A 19,570-nucleotide genomic window follows, 5' to 3' on the forward strand; every position below is an offset into this window, starting at 1 on the left:
CGATTAGTTTATACTTATTTGAGGCTAAAGATGATTATTCTTGCTCATCAAAGCGAGCTTCGATAAGAGCTTTGATGGCGGCAAATGCTTGCTCGGCATCTGGGCCTTCACACTGGACTGTAATTTGCTCACCTTGGGAGCGCTCAAGCAGCAACAATCCTAGCACGCTTGCCGCTGAAGCTTGCTTTTTATCAGTAATAAATAAAACTTCTGAGTCGTACTTGGCTGCCAGTTCAACGAGCTTAATCGCAGCTCTAGCATGCAGTCCGAGTTTATTTTCAATGGTTAGCTGGGCTCTTAGTTTCATCTGCTTGCTGCGCCTTTTGTTCAAGGTTGAGATGTTGAGTCTGAACATGATACTGATTGGAGAAAAACTCACTCAGTTGCTCAGCGACATAGACCGAGCGGTGTTTACCACCCGTGCAGCCTAAGGCAACGGTGACATAAGCTCGGCTATTGCGTTCTAAATGGGGCAACCAACTACTTAGCAGGCTTTCTAATTGCCAGATCAGTTCTCGAACCTCTGGTTGCTGGCCAAAAAAACGTTGAATCGGTAAGTCAAGGCCGGTATATGGGCGCAGTTCATCATGCCAATAAGGATTGGGCAAAAACCGAACATCGAAAACATAATCAGCATCCTGAGGAAGCCCATATTTAAAACCAAATGATTTAAAAACTAATACTAGCTCTTGATTTGGTTTACCTAACACTCTCTCTGTTAGCTGCTCCCTAAGCTGATGAATCGACAGCTTACTGGTATCAATATGTAAGTCTGCTTTGCTAGCTAATGGTTCAAGTAAAGTTGATTCAGCTGAGATTGCATCGGCTAAAGAGTGATGCGTTTTATTGAGCGGATGAAGCCGGCGTGTTTCGCTATAACGACGAATCAGTGTGGAGTCATCGGCATCAACGAACAAACTTGTGAGCTCAACCTGCGAGCGAAATTGCGACATGATCTCTTTGAGCTTTTCGACATTGTCCGGCAAATTTCGCACATCAATACTGACGGCCGCTTTTGGATAGTGACCCGCAAGTGTTTTAGGTAGCTGAGGAAGCAGTTCAAGAGGCAAGTTATCGACACAATAAAACCCCTGGTCTTCGAGCACTCTAAGCGCAATGGTTTTACCCGAGCCAGAGCGCCCACTCACGATAAAGAACTCCATCTTACCCCCTAAGATGTGATGATTTGATACATCTGTTCATCACTTTCAGCCTGGCGAAGGCTTTTACAAATCTGTTTGTTATGTAGTTTTTCTGCCGCCGCGGCTAATATTTGCAAATACTGTTTATTCTCTTCTTCAGGCACGATAAGCGCGAACAATAAGTCAACGGGCTGTTTATCGATAGAATCATAGCCAATGGGTTGATCGCAGCGAATAAATACCGCTGTCGGTGGTAAATTATTTTCCACGCGGCCATGGGGAATGGCGATACCTTGTCCAATGCCAGTACTGCCTAGTTTTTCCCGGTTAAATAAACTATCAAAGATCTCTTTTTCCGAGACCCCAAGTCTTTCGGCTGCGAGTTCACTTATGATCTCCAGAGCCCGTTTTTTGGACTGACACGCGTCTACGCGGCGTGTGCAATCTTTACTTAGAACTTGAGTCAGTTGCATAACATGAATGTCTATTACCTGATGCACGAGGTTTTCTTTGTTGAACGTTTCTATTCATATTAGATTGTTGTCCATGCCTTTGAGGCTTTATCTTTATTTATAGAAAACCTGCATGCTTTGTGTATGAGTTGAGCAAATTAATTCATCGAATAAAATCGATAATATGAACTAACTCACTCATCTAATGGCCGGCCTTTATATCAGGCTCTTGCGCTGATTGGAAGGTGGAATTGATAAAGATTCACGGTATTTGGCAATGGTACGCCGTGCAACTTTAATTCCCTGGTCGGCTAATACATCTGCAATTTTACTGTCACTGAGCGGTTTAGCTGGGTTTTCGGCGGCAACCAATTTTTTGATCAAGGCTCGAATTGCTGTGGATGAACATTCGCCACCTCCTTCAGTACTTACATGGCTGGAAAAGAAATATTTTAGCTCATAAATGCCGCGAGGGGTGTGCATATATTTTTGTGTCGTCACCCTAGAGATGGTTGATTCATGCATCTCAACTGCTTCGGCCACATCATTGAGCACCATTGGTTTCATGGCTTCATCGCCATATTCAAAGAACGCTTGCTGATGGCTGACGATACAACGCGCCACTTTTAAAAGTGTTTCATTGCGACTTTCTAAGCTTTTAATAAACCACTTCGCTTCTTGTAAATGGGAGCGGATAAACTGACTATCATCACTATTTCGTGACTGGCGGCTGAGCGCAGCATACTGGGCATTCACCCGTAATTTAGGTACCGCATCAGGGTTTAGCTCAACGACCCAGTGCCCCATTTTTTTACTCACTGAGACATCCGGAATCACGTACTCAGCCTGCGATGGATTGATATTGCTGCCAGGTCTGGGATCGAGACTTTGAATTAAACGCATAATCTCAGCCAGCTGTGATTCTTTTAGCTTGGTTTTGCGTGATAGCGTTCGATAATCCCGATTTCCAAGCAACTCAATGTATTCACTGACAATTAATTTAGCTTCAGCAAGCCATGGAATTTGGCTATCGAACTGTTCAAGTTGCAAAAGCAGGCATTCTTGAAGTGTCCTTGAGGCAACCCCAAGAGGGTCAAAATGCTGAATCCGTTTGATAACCGCTTCTACTTCTTCAAGCGATAGTTCTTGGTCATCATCGCTATTTAGGCCATCAAGTAACTGTTCGCCACTTTGGGTTAAATAGCCTGACTCATCAACGGCATCGATAATTGCTAGTGCTATTACTTGGTCGGTGTCACTAAAAGGGGTTAAACGCATCTGCCATAACAGGTGCTCTTTAAGTGATTCAGTGGTTTCACCTTGATAGATATGTTCATTGTCATCAGGCAAAGGCGCAGCAGGCGCTGAAGAGGCACTGTAGATTTCATCCCAAGTCGAATCAACCGGAAGGTCATCACTGACTCGCTCATTGGTTATCGCATCACTGGTTTCGACTTGGCTTGAATCGGTTACGGTAACTGTTGGTTCCTGTTCTTGCAGGTTATCATCACTGCTACTGTCGTTTCCGGTATTATCTTCCTCGGCTGTTTCTAATAGTGGATTGGCGTCGAGCGCCTCTTGGATTTCTTGTTGTAAGTCCAATGTCGATAATTGTAAAAGCCTGATGGCTTGTTGTAACTGTGGCGTCATGGTCAGTTGCTGACCGAGACGTAACTGCAAAGCGGCTTTCATTAACGAATCTGATCCCTTTTTATTTTCAGCCTTAAATTAGGTTTTACGAACCCCAGCTATAACTTAAATTGTTCACCCAAATAGACTTTCTTAACGTGGTCATTAGCCAGAACTTGTTCTGGGGTTCCTGATGCAATAAGCTCTCCCTGACTGACGATATATGCATGTTCGCAAACATCCAATGTTTCTCGAACATTATGGTCGGTGATTAACACACCTAACCCTCGGTCACGTAAATGCTCGATAATCTTTTTTATATCAATCACCGAAATTGGGTCAACACCTGCAAACGGTTCGTCGAGCAGAATAAACTTGGGTCCAGCGGCCAATGCTCGGGCAATTTCTGCACGGCGTCTTTCACCACCGGATAAACTCTGTCCTAAACTTTTGCGAATATGTCCAATGTGAAATTCATCGAGCAATTCGTCAAGTACTAGTTGTCTGGCACCTCGGTCGAGCTCTTTGCGTGTTTCAAGCACCGCCATAATATTATCTTCAACCGACAAGGTGCGAAAAATAGAGGCTTCTTGGGGAAGATAACCAATACCCATTCGCGCTCTGGAGTGCATTGCTTTGAGCGTAATATCTTGCTCATCGATACTAATCCGGCCTTCGTCACGCGCAACTAACCCTACAACCATGTAAAAGGTTGTGGTTTTTCCCGCGCCGTTAGGGCCTAACAAGCCGACAATTTGACCAGTTTCAACTTCTAAACTGACATTTTTTACGACTTGTCGCTTCTTATAACTTTTGGCCAGATTCTCTGCTTTCAGCAATGCCATAAATAATTACTTCTGCTCTTTTTTGTTCTGTTGGAGCTGCTGTGGCTCGAAAATAGTAGTGACATGACCCTGCTTGCCACCATCTGCCACCATTTCTTGTGATTTGATGTTATAGCGGATTGTATCGCCTTTGACGAGGCTTTCCTGCTGTTGCAGTTGAGCATTGTCAGTGAGTGTGACAATCCGTGATTTAAGCTCATAACGAAGATGGTTCGCGTGACCTTTCATCAATCGGCCATCATCCATTTTTTGCTGAAATTTAGCAGGTCGGCCATCGGCAACCATCACTTCACTGCCTTTTTCGCCAGTGCCATAAACTGTCACTTTATCTGCGGTGAGTTTAATGGAACCTTGCGTCACTGTAACGTTATGAAAAAACGTTACTTTATTTTGTTTAATATCAACTTTTTGTTGATCGGCATTCACGACTATTTTCTGACTATAGTCTGATTCTAGAGCCTGTGTTGATGCACTTAGCGCTAATAATACGACGAAGGCTATTGAATTAATTTTGTTCATTATGATATACCGCGTTTATGTCCTGATGTAAGTTCACAACTTCCGTGGTGAGACTGCCATGCATACCTATTCCAGTTTGCTCATACTGTGGACCAACAACCGTTACCTTACGGTCTGTGTCCATCGTCTGCTGCGTTAAGTCTACGTGTAACAGCGGGGTCAATAGATCTTGAATATAGCCATCGTTACTTAAATTTTTGACCACCACATCCTTTTGAAAAGTCACCAATTCTTGTTTATAAGCTTTTGCTGTTCTAGACACTACCTGCCAAATAGGCTTTTGGGGACCCGGATAAATCAAGATCCGCGGCGCATCAAAAGTACTAACTTGGCTCTTTTCGTAATACTGCATCTGGTCGGCATAGACTCGATACTGTACCTGACCTAATTTATCATAACTTACACTATATAGCCCACTTGCCGTAAAATCAGGTGTTTGCACTGTCTGATCGGGCTGCTCAGAACCTGAGTGCAGATTTCGCCATCCCCAAATCACGCCCGCTAGAACCAGCAGTGCTAGAATAATTAAATTCTGCCCCTTCATACGCTGCTCCCGGTAAAATCATTGAGTTGGCCGTGAGCTTGCAGGAGTAAATCGCATACTTCGCGCACCGCACCGTATCCACCATTTAAAAATGTTTGATAATCGGCTTTAGCACTGACTAATGGGTGCGCATCATGCACTGCGATAGCCAATCCTACCTGCTGCATAACTGGTAAATCAACTACATCATCACCAATATAAGCGCATTGCTTGGCGCTGACACCTGCTTGAGTCAAAAGTTTTGTAAAGGCTTCTTGTTTATTTTCTTGGCCTTGAAAAATATAACGAACATTCAGCTGCTTCATGCGATTTTCAACAATCTCAGAGCGTCGCCCAGTGATCACGGCAACGTCTATCTGATGGCGGATAATCGCTTTGATGCCAAAGCCATCACGGGTGTGAAATGCTTTGAGCTCTTCGCCCTGATTTCCCAGATAAATCCGGCCATCGGAGAAAACACCATCCACGTCGCAAATCAGCAGAGCTATTTGTGCTGCTCTATCAAATACGTCACGAGTCACCTGCCCGTATAGAGTGGCTACCAAATCTGCTGACATCAATAGACTCCAGCCTGCAAGAGTGAATGCATGTTAAAGGCTCCAATTGGGATTTGCTTGTCAGTGACAAACAATCCATTAATTGATTTTTCTTTCATAAATTTTAAAGCATCAAACGCCAACCAGTCCGCTTCGATAACATAAGGATCTTTGGTCATCACGGTGCCGATGGCAGTCTCGTGGATATCGGCTCGAAGGTCAAGTATCCGGCGTAAATCCCCGTCGGTAAATAGCCCGACTAATCGCCCAACAGAGTCGATAACGCCGGTCATTCCTAAGCCTTTTTCGCTCATTTCTAAGAGTGCTTCTCGGATGGTTTGTTCCACACCAACGAGCGGGATTTCCTCGCCTGTAAGCATAATATCCGGCACGCTAAGTAACAATTTTTTACCCAATGCTCCGCCTGGATGCGAGAGGGCAAAATCATTAGCAGTGAAACCGCGCTCTTCAAGTAATGTCACAGCGATAGCATCGCCCATCACCAATGCTGCGGTTGTACTCGCTGTGGGGGCAAGCCCTAATGGGCAGGCTTCACGGCGTACATTAATATTCAGATGAAAATTAGCGCCGCGGGCCATTGACGAGCCTGGATTGCTAGTCATGGCAATAATGGTAATTTGGCGATGTTGTAACACCGGGTAGAGCGCTAATATCTCGCTAGACTCGCCTGAGTTTGATAGCGCAAAGACCAGATCCCCTTGGCTAATCATGCCTAAGTCGCCGTGGCTAGCCTCGCCTGGATGAACAAAAAACGCAGGTGTTCCGGTCGATGCAAGCGTTGCCGCAATTTTGCGGCCAATGTGCCCGGATTTACCCATTCCTGTGACAATAACCTTGCCCTGGCATTGCGCTAGTTGTCGACAGATGGCGATAAAATCTTCATTTAAATGACTTAGCAGCTCATTGACCGCTTGTGCTTCTAAATTAATGACCCGTTGGGCGGTTTTTATATAATCGAAACTCACAATCACGACCTAATTAAAAATTTGGACTTATAAAAATAGCACGAGCTGGTAGCTGATAAAGGTGATCAAAAGCAATCCTCCAGCCCATCGCGTTAATCGATGCGGTTTAACGAGCAAGCTTAACACCCCAATTGAGGCGCTTGTGGCCAGCATCCACCAGTAATCTCGTGCAAATGCTGCTGGATCAACTTTGCCCGGTGCTAAGACACCGCAAACTGCCAGAACGATTAATAAATTAAAAATATTGGAGCCGATAATATTGCCTAAAGCAATGTCATTTTCTTTTTTAATGACACTAATTATACACGCAGCTAGCTCAGGCAGACTGGTGCCCACGGCGATGATCGTTAGACCTATCACCAGCTCACTAATTCCCAGATAACGAGCAATATTACTCGCAGCTCCCACCAAGTAGTCAGAGCTAATTGGTAAAATGATGAGTCCGACAATCAACCAAAATAGGGCTTTAGTAGTTGGGACTTCCTTGGGAATTTCTGATTCATATTGCTCGATTAATTCATCATCTTCGGTTTTATCTGCCGTTGCTGATGAATGTTGTTGGTGATGCTGCTTTTGTGAGCGCCAAATCAGATATCCCATCATCAGGACAAACAGGGTGATAAGCGTATACCCATCAAAAAAGCTCAGATAATTATCACTTAAAAGATAACCCGTGACGACTGTGGCTAGCAGCATGACTGGCATTTCTCGGCGCAGGCTCGATTTACCGACTAATATGGGTTGCATAAGTGCCGTGACACCTAGCACCAGTGTAATATTTGTGATGTTTGAGCCAATGGCATTACCAATAGCGGTATTGAGTTGACCATTGAGTGAGGCCGTTGCCGATACCATGATTTCTGGTGCCGAAGAGCCCATTGCGACAATCGTCAGGCCAATCACCATCGGTGATATTCCGAGGTTTCGGGCCAGTGCTGCTGCGCCAAAAACAAAGCGGTCGGCACTATAAACAAGGCATGCGAAACTGGCGATTAAAACAATGATATCAATCCACATGAATGGTGTAGCCTATATTAAAAATGATAATTAAAAGCTGCATTGTCGGTATTTTAGCAATAAAAGGGAAGAGTTAGCTTGAGTCAGCTTGGATGTACCCATAAAATAATTGCTTTGATATAACCAACTAGGTATCGCCATTATGGCTGAAAATATTATTGAAGTCAGGGGGTTAACCTTTTCCCGCGGGGATAGGAAGATTTTCGATTCGATTGATTTCAGTTTCCCTCAGGGAAAAGTAACAGCGGTGATGGGACCCAGTGGCACAGGTAAGACCACGCTGCTGAAGCTATTAGGTGGGCAACTCAAGCCTCATAGCGGTGAAGTTTTATTTGCGGGTGAAAATATTCATCGTCAGAGCCGCTCAAATTTATATCAGTTGCGTAAACGGATGGGCATGCTTTTTCAAAGTGGCGCACTGTTTACGGATTTGAATGTATTTGACAATGTTGCCTTTCCGCTGCGCGAACACGCTCATCTGCCAGAGACTGTTTTACGTAATCTGGTGTTAATGAAATTAGAAGCGGTAGGACTTCGCGGCGCCGCAGAGCTGATGCCGTCCGATCTTTCTGGTGGGATGGCCCGGCGCGTTGCTTTGGCTCGCGCCATCGCTTTAGAGCCCGACGTGATTATGTATGATGAACCCTTTGTCGGCCAAGACCCGATTACCATGGGGGTTTTAATCAAGCTTATCAGTAATCTTAATCAAGCCCTTAAACTAACCTCTATAGTGGTTTCCCACGATGTTGAAGAGGTGTTAAGTATTGCAGACTATGTCTATGTCATTGATCAAGGCAAAGTCTTAGCGCAAGGTGATGTTGCCAGTGTCAGGCAAAGTGATAATCCTCATCTGCAGCAATTTTTACAGGGGCAAGCAGACGGGCCGGCTGCATTTCATTATCCTGCACCCCCTTATCTGGAGTCTCTTAAAGCATGATCATTGAATCGATAGCCCGTTTAGGGGCAGGGGTAATGACTGGTTTAGCTGGCGTCGGTCGAGCCGGCATGATGCTCGCACAGGCCGTTTTGGTTAAACCCGAGCTTAAACTGTGGCGTAATATTTGGCGGCAAATTTATCCAGTAGGTGTGCAGTCATTAATCATTATTTTGGTCTCCGGTTTGTTTATCGGTATGGTCTTGGCGTTGCAAGGCTATAATATTCTGGTCAAGTTTGGTGCTGAAACCAGTTTAGGACCGTTAGTTGCTTTAGCATTGCTGCGCGAATTAGGACCTGTTGTAACGGGCTTATTATTTGCCGGTCGAGCAGGCTCGGCGCTGACCGCTGAAATTGGGCTGATGAAAACCACTGAGCAGTTAAGCTCGATGGAAATGATGGCGGTTGACCCGCTTAAACGAGTGATTGCTCCTCGTTTTTGGGCCGGAGTCATCAGTATGCCGTTGTTGGCGATGCTCTTTAATGTCGTCGGTATCTGGGGCGGATATTTAGTCGGGGTCCGTTGGTTGGGCGTCGATGATGGTAGTTTCTGGTCAATCATGCATGCTAACGTTGATTTAGTATCTGATATCGGCAATGGATTTTTAAAAAGTATTGTATTTGCGATAGCCGTCAGCTGGATTGCATTATTTAACGGTTATGATGCCAAACCGACTTCTCGGGGAATTAGTCAGGCGACCACTCGCAGTGTGGTTCACGCCTCATTAGTCGTGTTAGGTTTGGATTTTATATTAACAGCGCTCATGTTCGGAAGTTAACTCATGAAAGTAGATAAAACAGAATTTGCCGTAGGCGTTTTTTTGCTCTTAGGGCTGCTCGCCATCTTAGTATTGGCGCTGCGAATTGCTGACAACGATCTGGTCAGCGATGGAGATAGTTATGTGGTTTATGCCAATTTCGACAATATTGGTGGTTTAAAAGTTCGCTCACCTGTAAAAGTTGGTGGCGTGGTTGTTGGGCGTGTTGATTCGATTAACTTGAATGCGCAAACATTTGAACCGAAAGTAACCATTCGTCTTTACAAAAAATTTGGTGATTTTCCGGCGAACAGTTCAGCTCGAATATTGACTTCTGGATTGCTCGGTGAGCAGTACATTGGTTTACGTCCAGGATTTAATATGCCCGGTGAAAAACCACAAATTCTTCATAATGGTAGCAGTATCGACGATACTAAATCCGCCATTATTCTCGAAGACCTGATTGGTCAATTCCTCTATTCCGCATCTTCAGGAAAAGATAAACAATGAAAAAGATACCCTTAATTGGATTTGCTGTTTTGGCCTTTATGTTTTCGGCTTGTTCGTTTGCAATGCAACCTGTTGCCAATCAGCCGACAAAAGATCCGTATAAAACCATGACAACGGTAGTTGATCATACGTTTCCAAAACTCAATAAACTCAGCAGTGAAGGCAAGCTCAATGAGCAAACTGCTCGAGAAATTATTATTAATAACGTGATGCCATATATTGACTACCGTTATGCCGCCTATATGGTGATTGGCCATAATCTGCCAAAAACCACCAAAGAGCAGCGCGAACGTTTCGTGCAGGCTTTTTATACCTATTTGGTCAATACTTACTCACAAGCGCTGGGTAAATACGATCATCAGAAAATTGAAATTGCCCAGCCTCGTCCATACGAAGGCAAACGGGTGATGGTTGTTCCAGCTAAAATTATTCAACCCGATGGTCCAGCGATTAATCTGCAGTTTAAATTCCGTCACTTGCAAGATGACAAAGGATGGTTGGCGTTCGATATGATAGCCGAAGGGGTTAGTTTATTATCTACTAATCAGTCAGAAGTCGGTGGATTGATCAATAAAAAAGGCATTGATGCGGTCTCTCAAATGCTGGAAAACCGTCAACTCAAAGCTGACGCAGATAAAACGATGACTCAGGCTCAAAGTAAGGCCGCCGCCCATGGCTAGTGGATCTTTTGCTAGGGTAGATGAGCAAGTCCTAAGCTTTGCGGGGCGTTGGACGATGGCCACCGTCAGAGAACTTTGGGTTGATTTATCCAAAGAATCATTTAACTGTGCTGATTTAGAAAAAATCGAACAAATTGACTCTGCCGGATTAGCCGCTATCATCACCGCCCTATTAAGTGGCCATGACGGCCAAAAGATTAATCTTCGTCATTGCCCTGAGTCAATCAAACCTTTGGTAGCGCTCTATGGTTTAGAGCCTTACCTTGTTCATTCATCCGAAGCCGGTTTAACCGCGGAGTAAATAGCCATATGCAACCGGAGCAGATTAAACAAATTTTGCAAACTGCCCTCACTGTCGATGAGCTTCAAGTCAAAGGCGAGGACAGCCACTTTGAAGTTTTCGCTGTCGGTGAAATTTTTGACGGATTATCACGAGTAAAGAAGCAACAGGTCATCTATGCCCCGTTGGCCGAGTATATCGCTGATAATACAATTCATGCTTTGACTATAAAGGCTTATACACCAGCGGAATGGGAAAAAGCTAAAAAGTTTGGTCAGCCCATTTAGCGCTTGAGGTATTTGATGGAAAAGTTTGTGATTCAAGGCGGTTGCCAGATCAATGGTGATGTGAACATTTCAGGAGCCAAAAACGCGGCGCTACCGATTGTGTTTGCGACATTGCTCAGTCAGAGTCGGATTACCATTGATAACGTGCCTAATCTTAAAGATATCTGCACCAGCTGTGAGATGTTAAAAGAAACAGGGCGTAAGGTTAGTTTTGATAATAATCAGCTGATTGTTGAAGCGGGTGCGGCGAGCTCTTATGAGGCGCCTTACGAGTTAGTTAAAACGATGCGCGCTTCGATTTTAGCGTTAGGCCCATTGTTGGCTCGTTATAGCCAAGCTCGAGTTTCCCTGCCTGGCGGCTGTGCTATTGGTGCTCGGCCAGTGAATCTGCATATTCAGGGTTTACAGCAGATGGGCGCGACCATTAGCGTTGAAGATGGTTATATTAATGCCAGTATTGATGGACGCTTAAAAGGGGCTCATATCCTGATGGATATCGTCAGCGTCACAGGTACCGAAAACCTGATGATGGCTGCCACCCTCGCGCAAGGGCAGACAGTGATTGAAAATGCTGCTCGCGAACCTGAAGTGGTCGATTTAGCCGAGTTTTTAATCACGCTCGGGGCTGATATTCAAGGAGCCGGTAGCGATACGATTACGATTAATGGTGTTGAAGCATTAAACGGTGGTCACTATAAAGTTTTGCCTGATCGCATTGAAACCGGAACATTCTTAGTTGCAGCAGCAGTTACTGGTGGTTTTGTGCGTTGCTTGAATGCGGCGCCATCTTGTCTTGAAGCAGTTATTTTAAAACTGCGTGAAGCTGGGGCGTTGGTCACCACTGGTGATGACTGGATTGAGCTTGACATGCGGGGTCGCAAACTCAAAGCGGTTAATATTAAAACTGCGCCACACCCAGCTTTTCCAACGGATATGCAGGCGCAGTTTACCTTGCTTAACGTGATTGGTGAAGGCAGCGCTCGAGTCACTGAGACGATTTTTGAAAATCGTTTTATGCATGTGCCGGAATTAATCCGTATGGGCGCGCAAATCGATTTAGAAGGTAACAGTGCTATCTGTCATCCTTGTGAGCGTTTAACTGGTGCTCAGGTGATGGCAACTGATTTACGAGCATCAGCGAGTTTAGTGATTGCCGGACTGGTCGCTGAGCATGAAACGACGGTTGAGCGGATTTATCATATTGACCGTGGCTATGAAAAGATCGAGAAAAAATTGGCAGGCTTGGGGGCTAAAATCGAGCGTGTTGCCGGTTAAGTTATCTTTTTGAGATGTTCTCAAACTAGCTAAAAAGCCAGAGCAATCGTTGCTCTGGCTTTTTTATGGTCAATGAAATGCGTGCTTAGTCTGTCTGTCTTACTTGATTAACTTTAAGCTCAGTGACTTTAACATTCAGTTGCTGCTGCTTGTTATTGCGAATAATTGTGAGTGTAATGATTGTGCCTGGCTTCGTTTCAGCAACAAAGTCCATGGCATCTTTCACTGATTCAACCGCGCGATTATCCATTTTTAAAATCACATCATGGGTTTTTAACCCAGCTTTGCCTGCCGGCCCCTTCGGATCGACTTTTTCGACATAGAGACCATGGCGGTTTTTAATCCCTAATTTTTCTAGCTGTTTAGGATTTACATGGCGAACATTGATCGCATCCACACCAACGTAGCCACGTACAATTTTGCCATAGCGGATCAAGCTTTCTAAGATACGTTTGGCCAATGGATAGGGGATAGCGAAGCTAATGCCATATGTTTCGCTATTGCGTCCTAAATGGTAGGCTGCGGTGTTAATCCCAACCAGTTGCCCTAATGAGTTGACCAACGCTCCCCCTGAGTTCCCCCGATTGATAGCCGCATCCGTTTGTAAGAAATCTTGCCGACCACTGGCGCTCATGCCACTACGTCCCGTTGCTGAAATAATGCCTTGAGTAACGGTTTGTCCTACGTTGTAGGGGTTGCCGATAGCCAAGACAACATCTCCAACTTGGGTGTGCAGTTGATTCGATTGTGGAATGACCGGCAGAGCTGAAGTGCCTGCATCAATTTTTAAAACGGCTAAATCTGTGATGGCATCGCTTCCGACTAACTCAGCAATAAACACCCGACCATCTTGCAGCGCGACAATGATCTGATCGGCATTGGCGATAACATGCATGTTGGTGAGAATGTAACCTTGTTTGTTCATTATCACCCCAGAACCGAGCCCTTCACTGGTTACTGATGGTGGATTATTATCTAAATGGCTAGTGCTAAAGCTACGCGTATAAATGTTAACAACCGCAGGCGATGCAAGCCTTGCCGCTTTAGCAAAGCTCATTGGTTTTTCCTGCTGTTTATTTGGCCAGTGCAGCAATGAGCTGCTCTTTTGCGCATTAGGAACGACAAACAAAAAAATGACAGCAATGGTGAGCCCCAACACAATAGATTTGGCTAGGTATTTGATCATGAATAGCAAGCCCTTGCTTTGGCAGAAAAAACTTCTTTAGCATAGCACGGCTAGATTTATTCAAGCTATGCACAAATAAAAAAGGGCTACGTGGGTAGCCCTTTAATCATCATTTTAGTGACGAATCAGCTATTTTATTGATTTTGCTGAACCACAATATAGAGCTGTGCATCACCACGTTTAATATTCAATGCCAAAACATCTGGCTGAGCTTTGAGTACTTTGCGCAGTTCACTGATATTTTGTACGCGATGTTTATTTACACCTAAGATCACATCGCCTTTTTTCAGTCCGTATTGTTCGGCAATACTATTTGCTTTAACGTCTGTGATCTCAACGCCTTTAATCCCTTTATCAGTGGTATTTGTCAGCGTCGCACCAGAGAGCGTTTTGCTAATATTATCCGCATCTATCTGCGTACTTTTGGGTTTTTGCAAAGTGGCTTTAACATGTTTTTCGTGGCCATCGCGGATAATTCCAAGCTCAATGGTTGTGCCGGAACCCTTAGTTGCAACCCGGGCACGCAGCTCAGAGAAATTGTGTATCGGTTTGCCATCTAAGGAGATAATGATATCACCAGGTTTCAATCCGGCTTTTTCAGCGCCAGATTTTGGCATGACCTGATTCACAAATGCACCGTGTTGTACGGAGCTACCCATCGCTTTAGCAAGCTCTGGCGTTAAGTTGCCGCCAGCAACACCGAGCATGCCGCGGCGCACTTCACCGTATTTAATTAGCTGACCGACAATGTTTTGCACCATATCTGATGGAATCGCAAAACCAATCCCGATATTCCCACCGCCAGGGGCTAAAATGGCGGTGTTAATACCAATCAGTTGGCCGTCTAAGTTAACCAGTGCGCCACCTGAGTTGCCTTTGTTAATGGCCGCATCGGTCTGAATGAAGTTTTCATAACCTTCGATATTCAGTCCGCTTCGACCCAGAGCACTAACAATACCTGATGTAACCGTTTGACCCAGACCAAATGGGTTACCTAACGCGATGGTAAAATCACCCACTTTGAGATCGTCTGAATTTGCCATTTTCACCTGTTTAAGATGATCGGCTTTGATTTGCAATAGCGCTATATCTGACATTGGGTCAGTCCCAATGACTTTGGCTTTAAACTGGCGACCATCTTGCAGAGTTACTTCGATTTTATTCGCGTTGTCGATAACGTGGTTATTGGTGACGATGTAGCCTTTATCCGCGTTAATAATGACCCCGGAGCCCAATCCTTTAAATGGTGTTTTGTGTGGGCCTTGCATTTGTGGGGGCTGTTGTTGGCCGAAGAAAAATTGGAACAGTTCTGGAGCCTGGGCGTTAGTGACCATTTCTCCATCAACTGAGATACTGACAACCGCGGGTGAAACTTTTGCCACGATAGGTGCCAGACTTGGCATCTGTTGGCCTTCAACTGCTTTAGGTAGTTGGGCCAATGCAGCAGGACTTGTGGATAAGCCTAAAGTCAGTGCCAGAGCAACGGGAACAAGACTCATGGTTAACTTCTTCATATCAAGAGAGCTCCTTTGTGAATGAACCATTGGAGTTATTGGGGCAAAAAGTGCAAATGCAATACTTTTTGAGCAAAATGACTCCTGACAAGTTAAACAACCAATCTTAATTTTTAATGCGCTGCTGTGTCTTTGCGTAGTGCATTTAAAACTTCATCAGTTGCTAACTCTAACTTAATAATGTTGTAGCAGTTATCCTACCTAAATATCATCCTGAGCGAATTAGATTTACATAAAATGACTAAAGCTTTATTTTTCATACAATACTTCGCTTTAATCTAAGTATAGCGTTTAGGTTGGGTCATTTTTTAAAATTCCTGAACGCTCGTTTGTGTAATCTTTTGGCGGGGTATCGCTTAACTCTTCAGGGGGTTCAACTTCGGCATCAAGTTTTGATTGGGCTGGCGTATGCAGTGTTTTTTTATCCGGATCGAACATTGGATAGTGAAGTAGTGGGTCATCTAATAGCTGAGTCGATTGTTCGGCCATATGCTGGTAGATTTTTTGGTACTGCTGAGCTAATTCGTCAAGTAGTTGAGCGCTGTCTTGAAAATGGTTATTCACCTGCTGGCGATAGGCTTTTAGCTCGGCGCGGCTTTGTTCTAACTCTTTTTTTAAAGAGCTTTCGTGCCGGTAAGAGTGTGTAAAAATCTGGCTGATCAAAATCCCAATGATTACCCCTGCGGCAACCAGTATCAGGCTAGTCATTATATCCATAGTGCCACCTCATAGTTACGTGTTTGCGCATTGCACAATTGATAGCTGTTATTCGGCTGACTCTCCTTTTATAACACGAGCGCAGGTTCATGATAAGGTCTTAGCTCGGTCAGTTTTATGGTATCGAACAATATGAACTTGCTGATAAATGTCAGCTGTTTTATCTTCTAAGATAGCAACTAAAATGTAACTGTTGTGATTATTTTGTCTTTTTACAGGGTGTTATTGAATTTTGCTATCTCCAAAGCAGCGTTATGAAAAAGATGTCCGCGAGCAAAAAATTGTATTTGATAGCGCTCAGAAGCTAGTGGTTGATGAACTTGAGCGGGTTTATCATGCTTTTTCGCAGCCTCAAGATAATTCGCCAATGCCGAAAAAGCGTTGGTGGCAGCGCCTGAAATCTTCATCTGAGCCTATTCAACCGATTTTTGGGGTTTATCTTTGGGGCGGTGTAGGGCGCGGGAAAACCTATCTGATGGATTTGCTCGTAGCCAGCTTGCCTGAATCGGTGGTGCGTCGTCAGCATTTTTATCATTTTATGCGTGATGTTCATCAGCAATTAAAAGTACAACAGGGGCAAACCAACCCGCTTGAGATCATTGCCGAACAGATTGCCCAGCAAGTTAAATTAATTTGTTTTGATGAGTTTTTTGTGACCGATATTACCGATGCCATGCTGCTGGGAACTTTGTTTGAAGCTCTTTTTACGCGTGGCGTGTCATTGGTTGCAACTTCGAATATTGTGCCAGATGATCTGTATCATAATGGCTTGCAGCGTAGCCGCTTTTTGCCTGCAATAGCACTGATTAAACGCCACTGTCAGGTGATTAACTTAGATGGCCCGACCGATTATCGGCAAAATGTCATCCAAAGTGGTCACTGTTTTCATTGGCCATTGTCCGAGTTGGCGACAACGACTCTCGGGAACATGTTTGAACAACTGACCCACCACGATGCCAAACCACAAGAAATTAATGTGAACCAGCGTCAGATTGCCTGTCGCGGTTGTCATGACGGTGTGTTGTATAGTGATTTTGCTCAATTGTGCCAAAGTGCTCGCTCAGCCAATGACTATATTGAAATTGCGCATCGTTTTCACACCGTTATTATTGCTGATATCCCTCTTCTAAATGATGACAGTAATGATGCCATGCGTCGTTTTATCACTTTGGTCGATGAATTTTATGAGCGCCATGTCATTATCGTTGCGAGCTTGCAAGCCAAGCCCCAAGAGCTATATCAAGGTCAACGACTTGCGTTTGAATACCAGCGCTGTTGCTCGAGATTGCAGCAGATGGATTCTCAAGAATATTTAAAACTTGAACATTTACCATAAATTTAATCGGCTCTTTATATAACGGCGAAATTTTCTGCAAATTAGGGGTGATCTTTAGATTGCCTTTGCCTATAATATGTCGGCCCACGTTACCAGCTGCCAATAAGGCGGCGTAATATTTTATACAGCAGCCATACTCGAAGGGGTAGCAGGCTAGCTTTTTTTATGCTTGTTAAATGATTAACAAGTGACTTGTAACAGTTTTTTTGGGTTATATACAAATGAAAACTTTTGTAGCAAAACCAGAATCGGTTAAACGTGAATGGTTCGTTGTTGACGCGGAAGGTAAAACGTTAGGTCGCCTAGCTACTGAAATCGCGACTCGTCTGCGTGGTAAACATAAACCGGAATATACTCCGCATGTTGATACTGGTGATTACATCATCGTGATCAATGCAGAAAAAGTTGCCGTAACTGGTAACAAAGCGAAAAACAAAGTCTATCACTCGCACACGGGTTACCCAGGCGGGCTTAAATCAATCACTTTTGAAAAATTGATTGATAAAGCACCTGAACGTGTAATTCAGTCAGCAGTGAAAGGTATGTTGCCAAAAGGTCCTCTGGGCCGTGCAATGTTCCGTAAACTGAAAGTATTCGCCGGTCCTGAGCATACCCATGCAGCTCAGCAACCACAGGTTTTAGACATTTAAGTTACGGAATTAGAAAATGGCTGAGAATCAATATTACGGCACTGGCCGTCGCAAAAGCTCAACTGCTCGAGTATTCTTGAAAGCAGGAAGCGGCAGTATCACTATTAATAAACGTTCACTGGAAACTTATTTCGGTCGTGAAACAGCTCGTATGGTTGTTCGCCAACCACTTGAGTTGACTGAACTGCTGGAAAAAGTTGACCTGAACATCACCGTTGTTGGCGGTGGTATTTCTGGTCAGGCAGGGGCTATCCGTCACGGGATCACTCGTGCTCTGATGCAATACGATGAAAGTCTGCGTGGCGAACTGCGTAAAGCAGGTTACGTTACTCGTGACGCTCGTAAAGTTGAACGTAAAAAAGTTGGTTTGCACAAAGCGCGCAAACGTCCACAATACTCAAAACGTTAATCGTCAGATTAATCGATATTGTGATGAAAAAGCCCGGTTTTTTGCCGGGCTTTGTTATTTGATCTGTATCTTGTCTTGGTCAGTGGTTGCTAAATTTCCCCCAAGAGTCGTGAAATTTGATACAATCTTGTGCTGATATCCCTATGGCTGGCTAAATAACAACAATTTGGCATTATAATTAGCTTATAGGGTTTGAATAATATTCGCTAAATGAAGGTTTTGGAGGGTTCAATGGCTGTTGCTGCCAATAAGCGCTCAGTGATGACACTGTTTTCAGGTGCCAACGATTTATATAGTCACCAGGTTCGAATTGTTTTGGCTGAAAAAGGCGTTAGTGTTGAGATCCATCAGGTGTCTCCAGATGCGCTGCCTGAAGATTTAATCGAGTTGAACCCATATAACAGTGTTCCGACACTGGTGGATCGTGAGTTGGTTTTATACCAAGCTCAGATCATTATGGAATATCTAGACGAACGGTTTCCACACCCACCATTGATGCCTGTTTATCCGGTATCGCGTGGTTCAAGTCGTTTGATGATGCATCGAATCGAGAAAGACTGGTATTCTCTGGCTAAAAATATTATGGATGGTGATAATGTTCAGCAGGCTCGTCAAGAGCTTAAAGAAAGCCTATTAGCCTTAGGCCCTGTTTTTGCTGAATACCCATACTTTATGAGTGAAGAGTTTACATTAGTCGATTGTTATATGGCGCCACTGTTATGGCGTTTGCCAGAGCTTGGTATTGAACTGACTGGCTCGGGTGCAAAAGCTGTAAAAGCGTATATGTTGCGTGTATTTGAACGGGATTCATTCCAGGCTTCATTAACTGAAGTTGAGCGTGAATTACGTACTGGTCCATTAAACTAATATGAATGATATGACTCCTAACCGCCCTTATTTGTTGAGAGCCTTCTTTGATTGGCTTTTGGATAACCAGCTAACGCCTCATCTAGTTGTTGATGCAACATATTTCGGGGTTGAAGTTCCACAACAATTTGTACAAAACGGTCAGATTGTTCTGAATATCTCACCGAATGCGGTGGGCCAGTTCAATATGGGAATGGCTGATGTGAGCTTTAGTGCTCGCTTCGGGGGAGTCCCTTTTCAGGTTTATATCCCTATGGGTGCCATTTTAGCTATTTATGCTCGTGAAAATGGTGCTGGGACAATGTTTGAACCTGATCCATATTATGACCAGCATAGCGCTGATGAAGAGCCTAAAACACATGAACCAGCTCTGCGCTCAGTAGATGAAACAGCCGCTGAGTCTGATGACAAGGACAATGATGAGCCGCCGACGCCACCTAAAGGTAAAGGTCGCCCATCACTTCGTGTGATTAAATAACAAAAGCCCGCATAAAGCG

General features: G+C 44.3%; 25 protein-coding genes. 12 read left to right on the forward strand and 13 right to left on the reverse strand.

The window, feature by feature from the left end:
- Nucleotides 1–34 precede the first annotated feature (34 nt).
- The 10 genes from ABTQ23_RS18615 to ABTQ23_RS18660 all read right to left on the reverse strand — a co-directional run bounded on the left by ABTQ23_RS18615 (nt 35) and on the right by ABTQ23_RS18660 (nt 7,670).
- Nucleotides 35–307 (reverse strand): HPr family phosphocarrier protein, encoded by a 273-nt coding sequence (locus ABTQ23_RS18615; RefSeq protein ID WP_408617266.1) that lies wholly within the window; start codon nt 305–307, stop codon nt 35–37.
- Nucleotides 279–1,163, reverse strand: coding sequence for an RNase adapter RapZ (gene rapZ / locus ABTQ23_RS18620; protein WP_408617267.1), 885 nt, complete (start codon nt 1,161–1,163; stop codon nt 279–281). Before rapZ ends, ABTQ23_RS18615 begins: the two co-directional genes overlap by 29 nt.
- Before the next feature lie 8 nt (nt 1,164–1,171).
- Nucleotides 1,172–1,615 (reverse strand): PTS IIA-like nitrogen regulatory protein PtsN, encoded by a 444-nt coding sequence (gene ptsN / locus ABTQ23_RS18625; protein WP_408617297.1) that lies wholly within the window; start codon nt 1,613–1,615, stop codon nt 1,172–1,174.
- Between the two features lie 195 nt (nt 1,616–1,810).
- Nucleotides 1,811–3,286, reverse strand: a complete 1,476-nt coding sequence (locus ABTQ23_RS18630; protein WP_408617268.1) for an RNA polymerase factor sigma-54 — start codon at nt 3,284–3,286, stop codon at nt 1,811–1,813.
- Between the two features lie 56 nt (nt 3,287–3,342).
- A complete protein-coding gene (gene lptB / locus ABTQ23_RS18635; protein WP_408617269.1) occupies nt 3,343–4,068 on the reverse strand; it encodes an LPS export ABC transporter ATP-binding protein in 726 nt (241 codons plus the stop codon).
- Between the two features lie 6 nt (nt 4,069–4,074).
- The gene (gene lptA / locus ABTQ23_RS18640) at nt 4,075–4,587 is read right to left on the reverse strand and encodes a lipopolysaccharide transport periplasmic protein LptA (protein WP_408617270.1); all 513 of its coding nucleotides are present in this window, start codon (nt 4,585–4,587) and stop codon (nt 4,075–4,077) included.
- Complete coding sequence (gene lptC, locus ABTQ23_RS18645) at nt 4,574–5,131, reverse strand: LPS export ABC transporter periplasmic protein LptC (protein WP_408617271.1); 558 nt, start codon at nt 5,129–5,131, stop codon at nt 4,574–4,576. The genes lptA and lptC overlap by 14 nt, the downstream gene beginning before the upstream one ends.
- Nucleotides 5,128–5,688, reverse strand: coding sequence for a 3-deoxy-manno-octulosonate-8-phosphatase KdsC (gene kdsC, locus ABTQ23_RS18650; protein WP_408617272.1), 561 nt, complete (start codon nt 5,686–5,688; stop codon nt 5,128–5,130). The genes lptC and kdsC overlap by 4 nt, the downstream gene beginning before the upstream one ends.
- A complete protein-coding gene (locus ABTQ23_RS18655) occupies nt 5,688–6,656 on the reverse strand; it encodes a KpsF/GutQ family sugar-phosphate isomerase (RefSeq protein WP_408617298.1) in 969 nt (322 codons plus the stop codon). Before ABTQ23_RS18655 ends, kdsC begins: the two co-directional genes overlap by 1 nt.
- Before the next feature lie 24 nt (nt 6,657–6,680).
- Nucleotides 6,681–7,670 carry a calcium/sodium antiporter gene (locus ABTQ23_RS18660; RefSeq protein WP_408617273.1) on the reverse strand — a complete coding sequence of 330 codons (990 nt, stop codon included), beginning with the start codon at nt 7,668–7,670 and terminating at the stop codon, nt 6,681–6,683.
- 142 nt (nt 7,671–7,812) lie between these two features.
- Here ABTQ23_RS18660 and ABTQ23_RS18665 point away from each other — a divergent pair, with 142 nt between their 5' ends.
- From ABTQ23_RS18665 to murA, 7 genes are read left to right on the forward strand one after another with little or no spacing between them, the layout of a single operon-like run.
- Nucleotides 7,813–8,607: an ATP-binding cassette domain-containing protein gene (locus ABTQ23_RS18665; RefSeq protein WP_408617274.1), complete on the forward strand. Its 795-nt coding sequence runs from the start codon at nt 7,813–7,815 to the stop codon at nt 8,605–8,607.
- Nucleotides 8,604–9,383: a lipid asymmetry maintenance ABC transporter permease subunit MlaE gene (gene mlaE / locus ABTQ23_RS18670; protein WP_408617275.1), complete on the forward strand. Its 780-nt coding sequence runs from the start codon at nt 8,604–8,606 to the stop codon at nt 9,381–9,383. The genes ABTQ23_RS18665 and mlaE overlap by 4 nt, the downstream gene beginning before the upstream one ends.
- 3 nt (nt 9,384–9,386) lie before the next feature.
- The gene (gene mlaD, locus ABTQ23_RS18675; protein ID WP_408617276.1) at nt 9,387–9,872 is read left to right on the forward strand and encodes an outer membrane lipid asymmetry maintenance protein MlaD; all 486 of its coding nucleotides are present in this window, start codon (nt 9,387–9,389) and stop codon (nt 9,870–9,872) included.
- On the forward strand, nt 9,869–10,552 hold the full coding sequence (locus tag ABTQ23_RS18680) for an MlaC/ttg2D family ABC transporter substrate-binding protein (RefSeq protein WP_408617277.1): 684 nt from the start codon (nt 9,869–9,871) through the stop codon (nt 10,550–10,552). Before mlaD ends, ABTQ23_RS18680 begins: the two co-directional genes overlap by 4 nt.
- A complete protein-coding gene (locus tag ABTQ23_RS18685) occupies nt 10,545–10,853 on the forward strand; it encodes an STAS domain-containing protein (RefSeq protein WP_408617278.1) in 309 nt (102 codons plus the stop codon). The genes ABTQ23_RS18680 and ABTQ23_RS18685 overlap by 8 nt, the downstream gene beginning before the upstream one ends.
- A gap of 8 nt (nt 10,854–10,861) precedes the next feature.
- Nucleotides 10,862–11,119, forward strand: coding sequence for a BolA family protein (locus ABTQ23_RS18690; RefSeq protein WP_408617279.1), 258 nt, complete (start codon nt 10,862–10,864; stop codon nt 11,117–11,119).
- A gap of 15 nt (nt 11,120–11,134) precedes the next feature.
- Entirely contained in the window at nt 11,135–12,394 is a 1,260-nt protein-coding gene (gene murA / locus ABTQ23_RS18695; protein ID WP_408617280.1) for a UDP-N-acetylglucosamine 1-carboxyvinyltransferase, read from the forward strand.
- Between the two features lie 85 nt (nt 12,395–12,479).
- Here murA and degS read toward each other — a convergent pair whose 3' ends face one another.
- The 3 genes from degS to ABTQ23_RS18710 all read right to left on the reverse strand — a co-directional run bounded on the left by degS (nt 12,480) and on the right by ABTQ23_RS18710 (nt 15,811).
- On the reverse strand, nt 12,480–13,580 hold the full coding sequence (degS, locus tag ABTQ23_RS18700) for an outer membrane-stress sensor serine endopeptidase DegS (RefSeq protein WP_408617281.1): 1,101 nt from the start codon (nt 13,578–13,580) through the stop codon (nt 12,480–12,482).
- 134 nt (nt 13,581–13,714) lie between these two features.
- Nucleotides 13,715–15,094, reverse strand: coding sequence for a Do family serine endopeptidase (locus ABTQ23_RS18705; RefSeq protein WP_408617282.1), 1,380 nt, complete (start codon nt 15,092–15,094; stop codon nt 13,715–13,717).
- Between the two features lie 291 nt (nt 15,095–15,385).
- Nucleotides 15,386–15,811 carry a Z-ring associated ZapG family protein gene (locus ABTQ23_RS18710; protein ID WP_408617283.1) on the reverse strand — a complete coding sequence of 142 codons (426 nt, stop codon included), beginning with the start codon at nt 15,809–15,811 and terminating at the stop codon, nt 15,386–15,388.
- Nucleotides 15,812–16,043: 232 nt separating this feature from the next.
- Here ABTQ23_RS18710 and zapE point away from each other — a divergent pair, with 232 nt between their 5' ends.
- From zapE to sspB, 5 genes are all read left to right on the forward strand, one after another.
- Nucleotides 16,044–17,147, forward strand: coding sequence for a cell division protein ZapE (gene zapE / locus ABTQ23_RS18715; protein ID WP_408617284.1), 1,104 nt, complete (start codon nt 16,044–16,046; stop codon nt 17,145–17,147).
- A gap of 221 nt (nt 17,148–17,368) precedes the next feature.
- Nucleotides 17,369–17,797, forward strand: a complete 429-nt coding sequence (gene rplM / locus ABTQ23_RS18720; protein ID WP_408617285.1) for a 50S ribosomal protein L13 — start codon at nt 17,369–17,371, stop codon at nt 17,795–17,797.
- Nucleotides 17,798–17,813: 16 nt separating this feature from the next.
- Complete coding sequence (gene rpsI / locus ABTQ23_RS18725) at nt 17,814–18,206, forward strand: 30S ribosomal protein S9 (RefSeq protein ID WP_408617286.1); 393 nt, start codon at nt 17,814–17,816, stop codon at nt 18,204–18,206.
- Between the two features lie 231 nt (nt 18,207–18,437).
- Nucleotides 18,438–19,073, forward strand: a complete 636-nt coding sequence (gene sspA, locus ABTQ23_RS18730) for a stringent starvation protein SspA (RefSeq protein ID WP_408617287.1) — start codon at nt 18,438–18,440, stop codon at nt 19,071–19,073.
- A 1-nt stretch (nt 19,074) separates the two neighbouring features.
- Complete coding sequence (gene sspB / locus ABTQ23_RS18735; RefSeq protein WP_408617288.1) at nt 19,075–19,551, forward strand: ClpXP protease specificity-enhancing factor; 477 nt, start codon at nt 19,075–19,077, stop codon at nt 19,549–19,551.
- The last annotated feature ends 19 nt before the right edge of the window (nt 19,552–19,570 follow it).

This window comes from Celerinatantimonas sediminis, assembly GCF_046054195.1.
Lineage (GTDB): Bacteria > Pseudomonadota > Gammaproteobacteria > Enterobacterales > Celerinatantimonadaceae > Celerinatantimonas.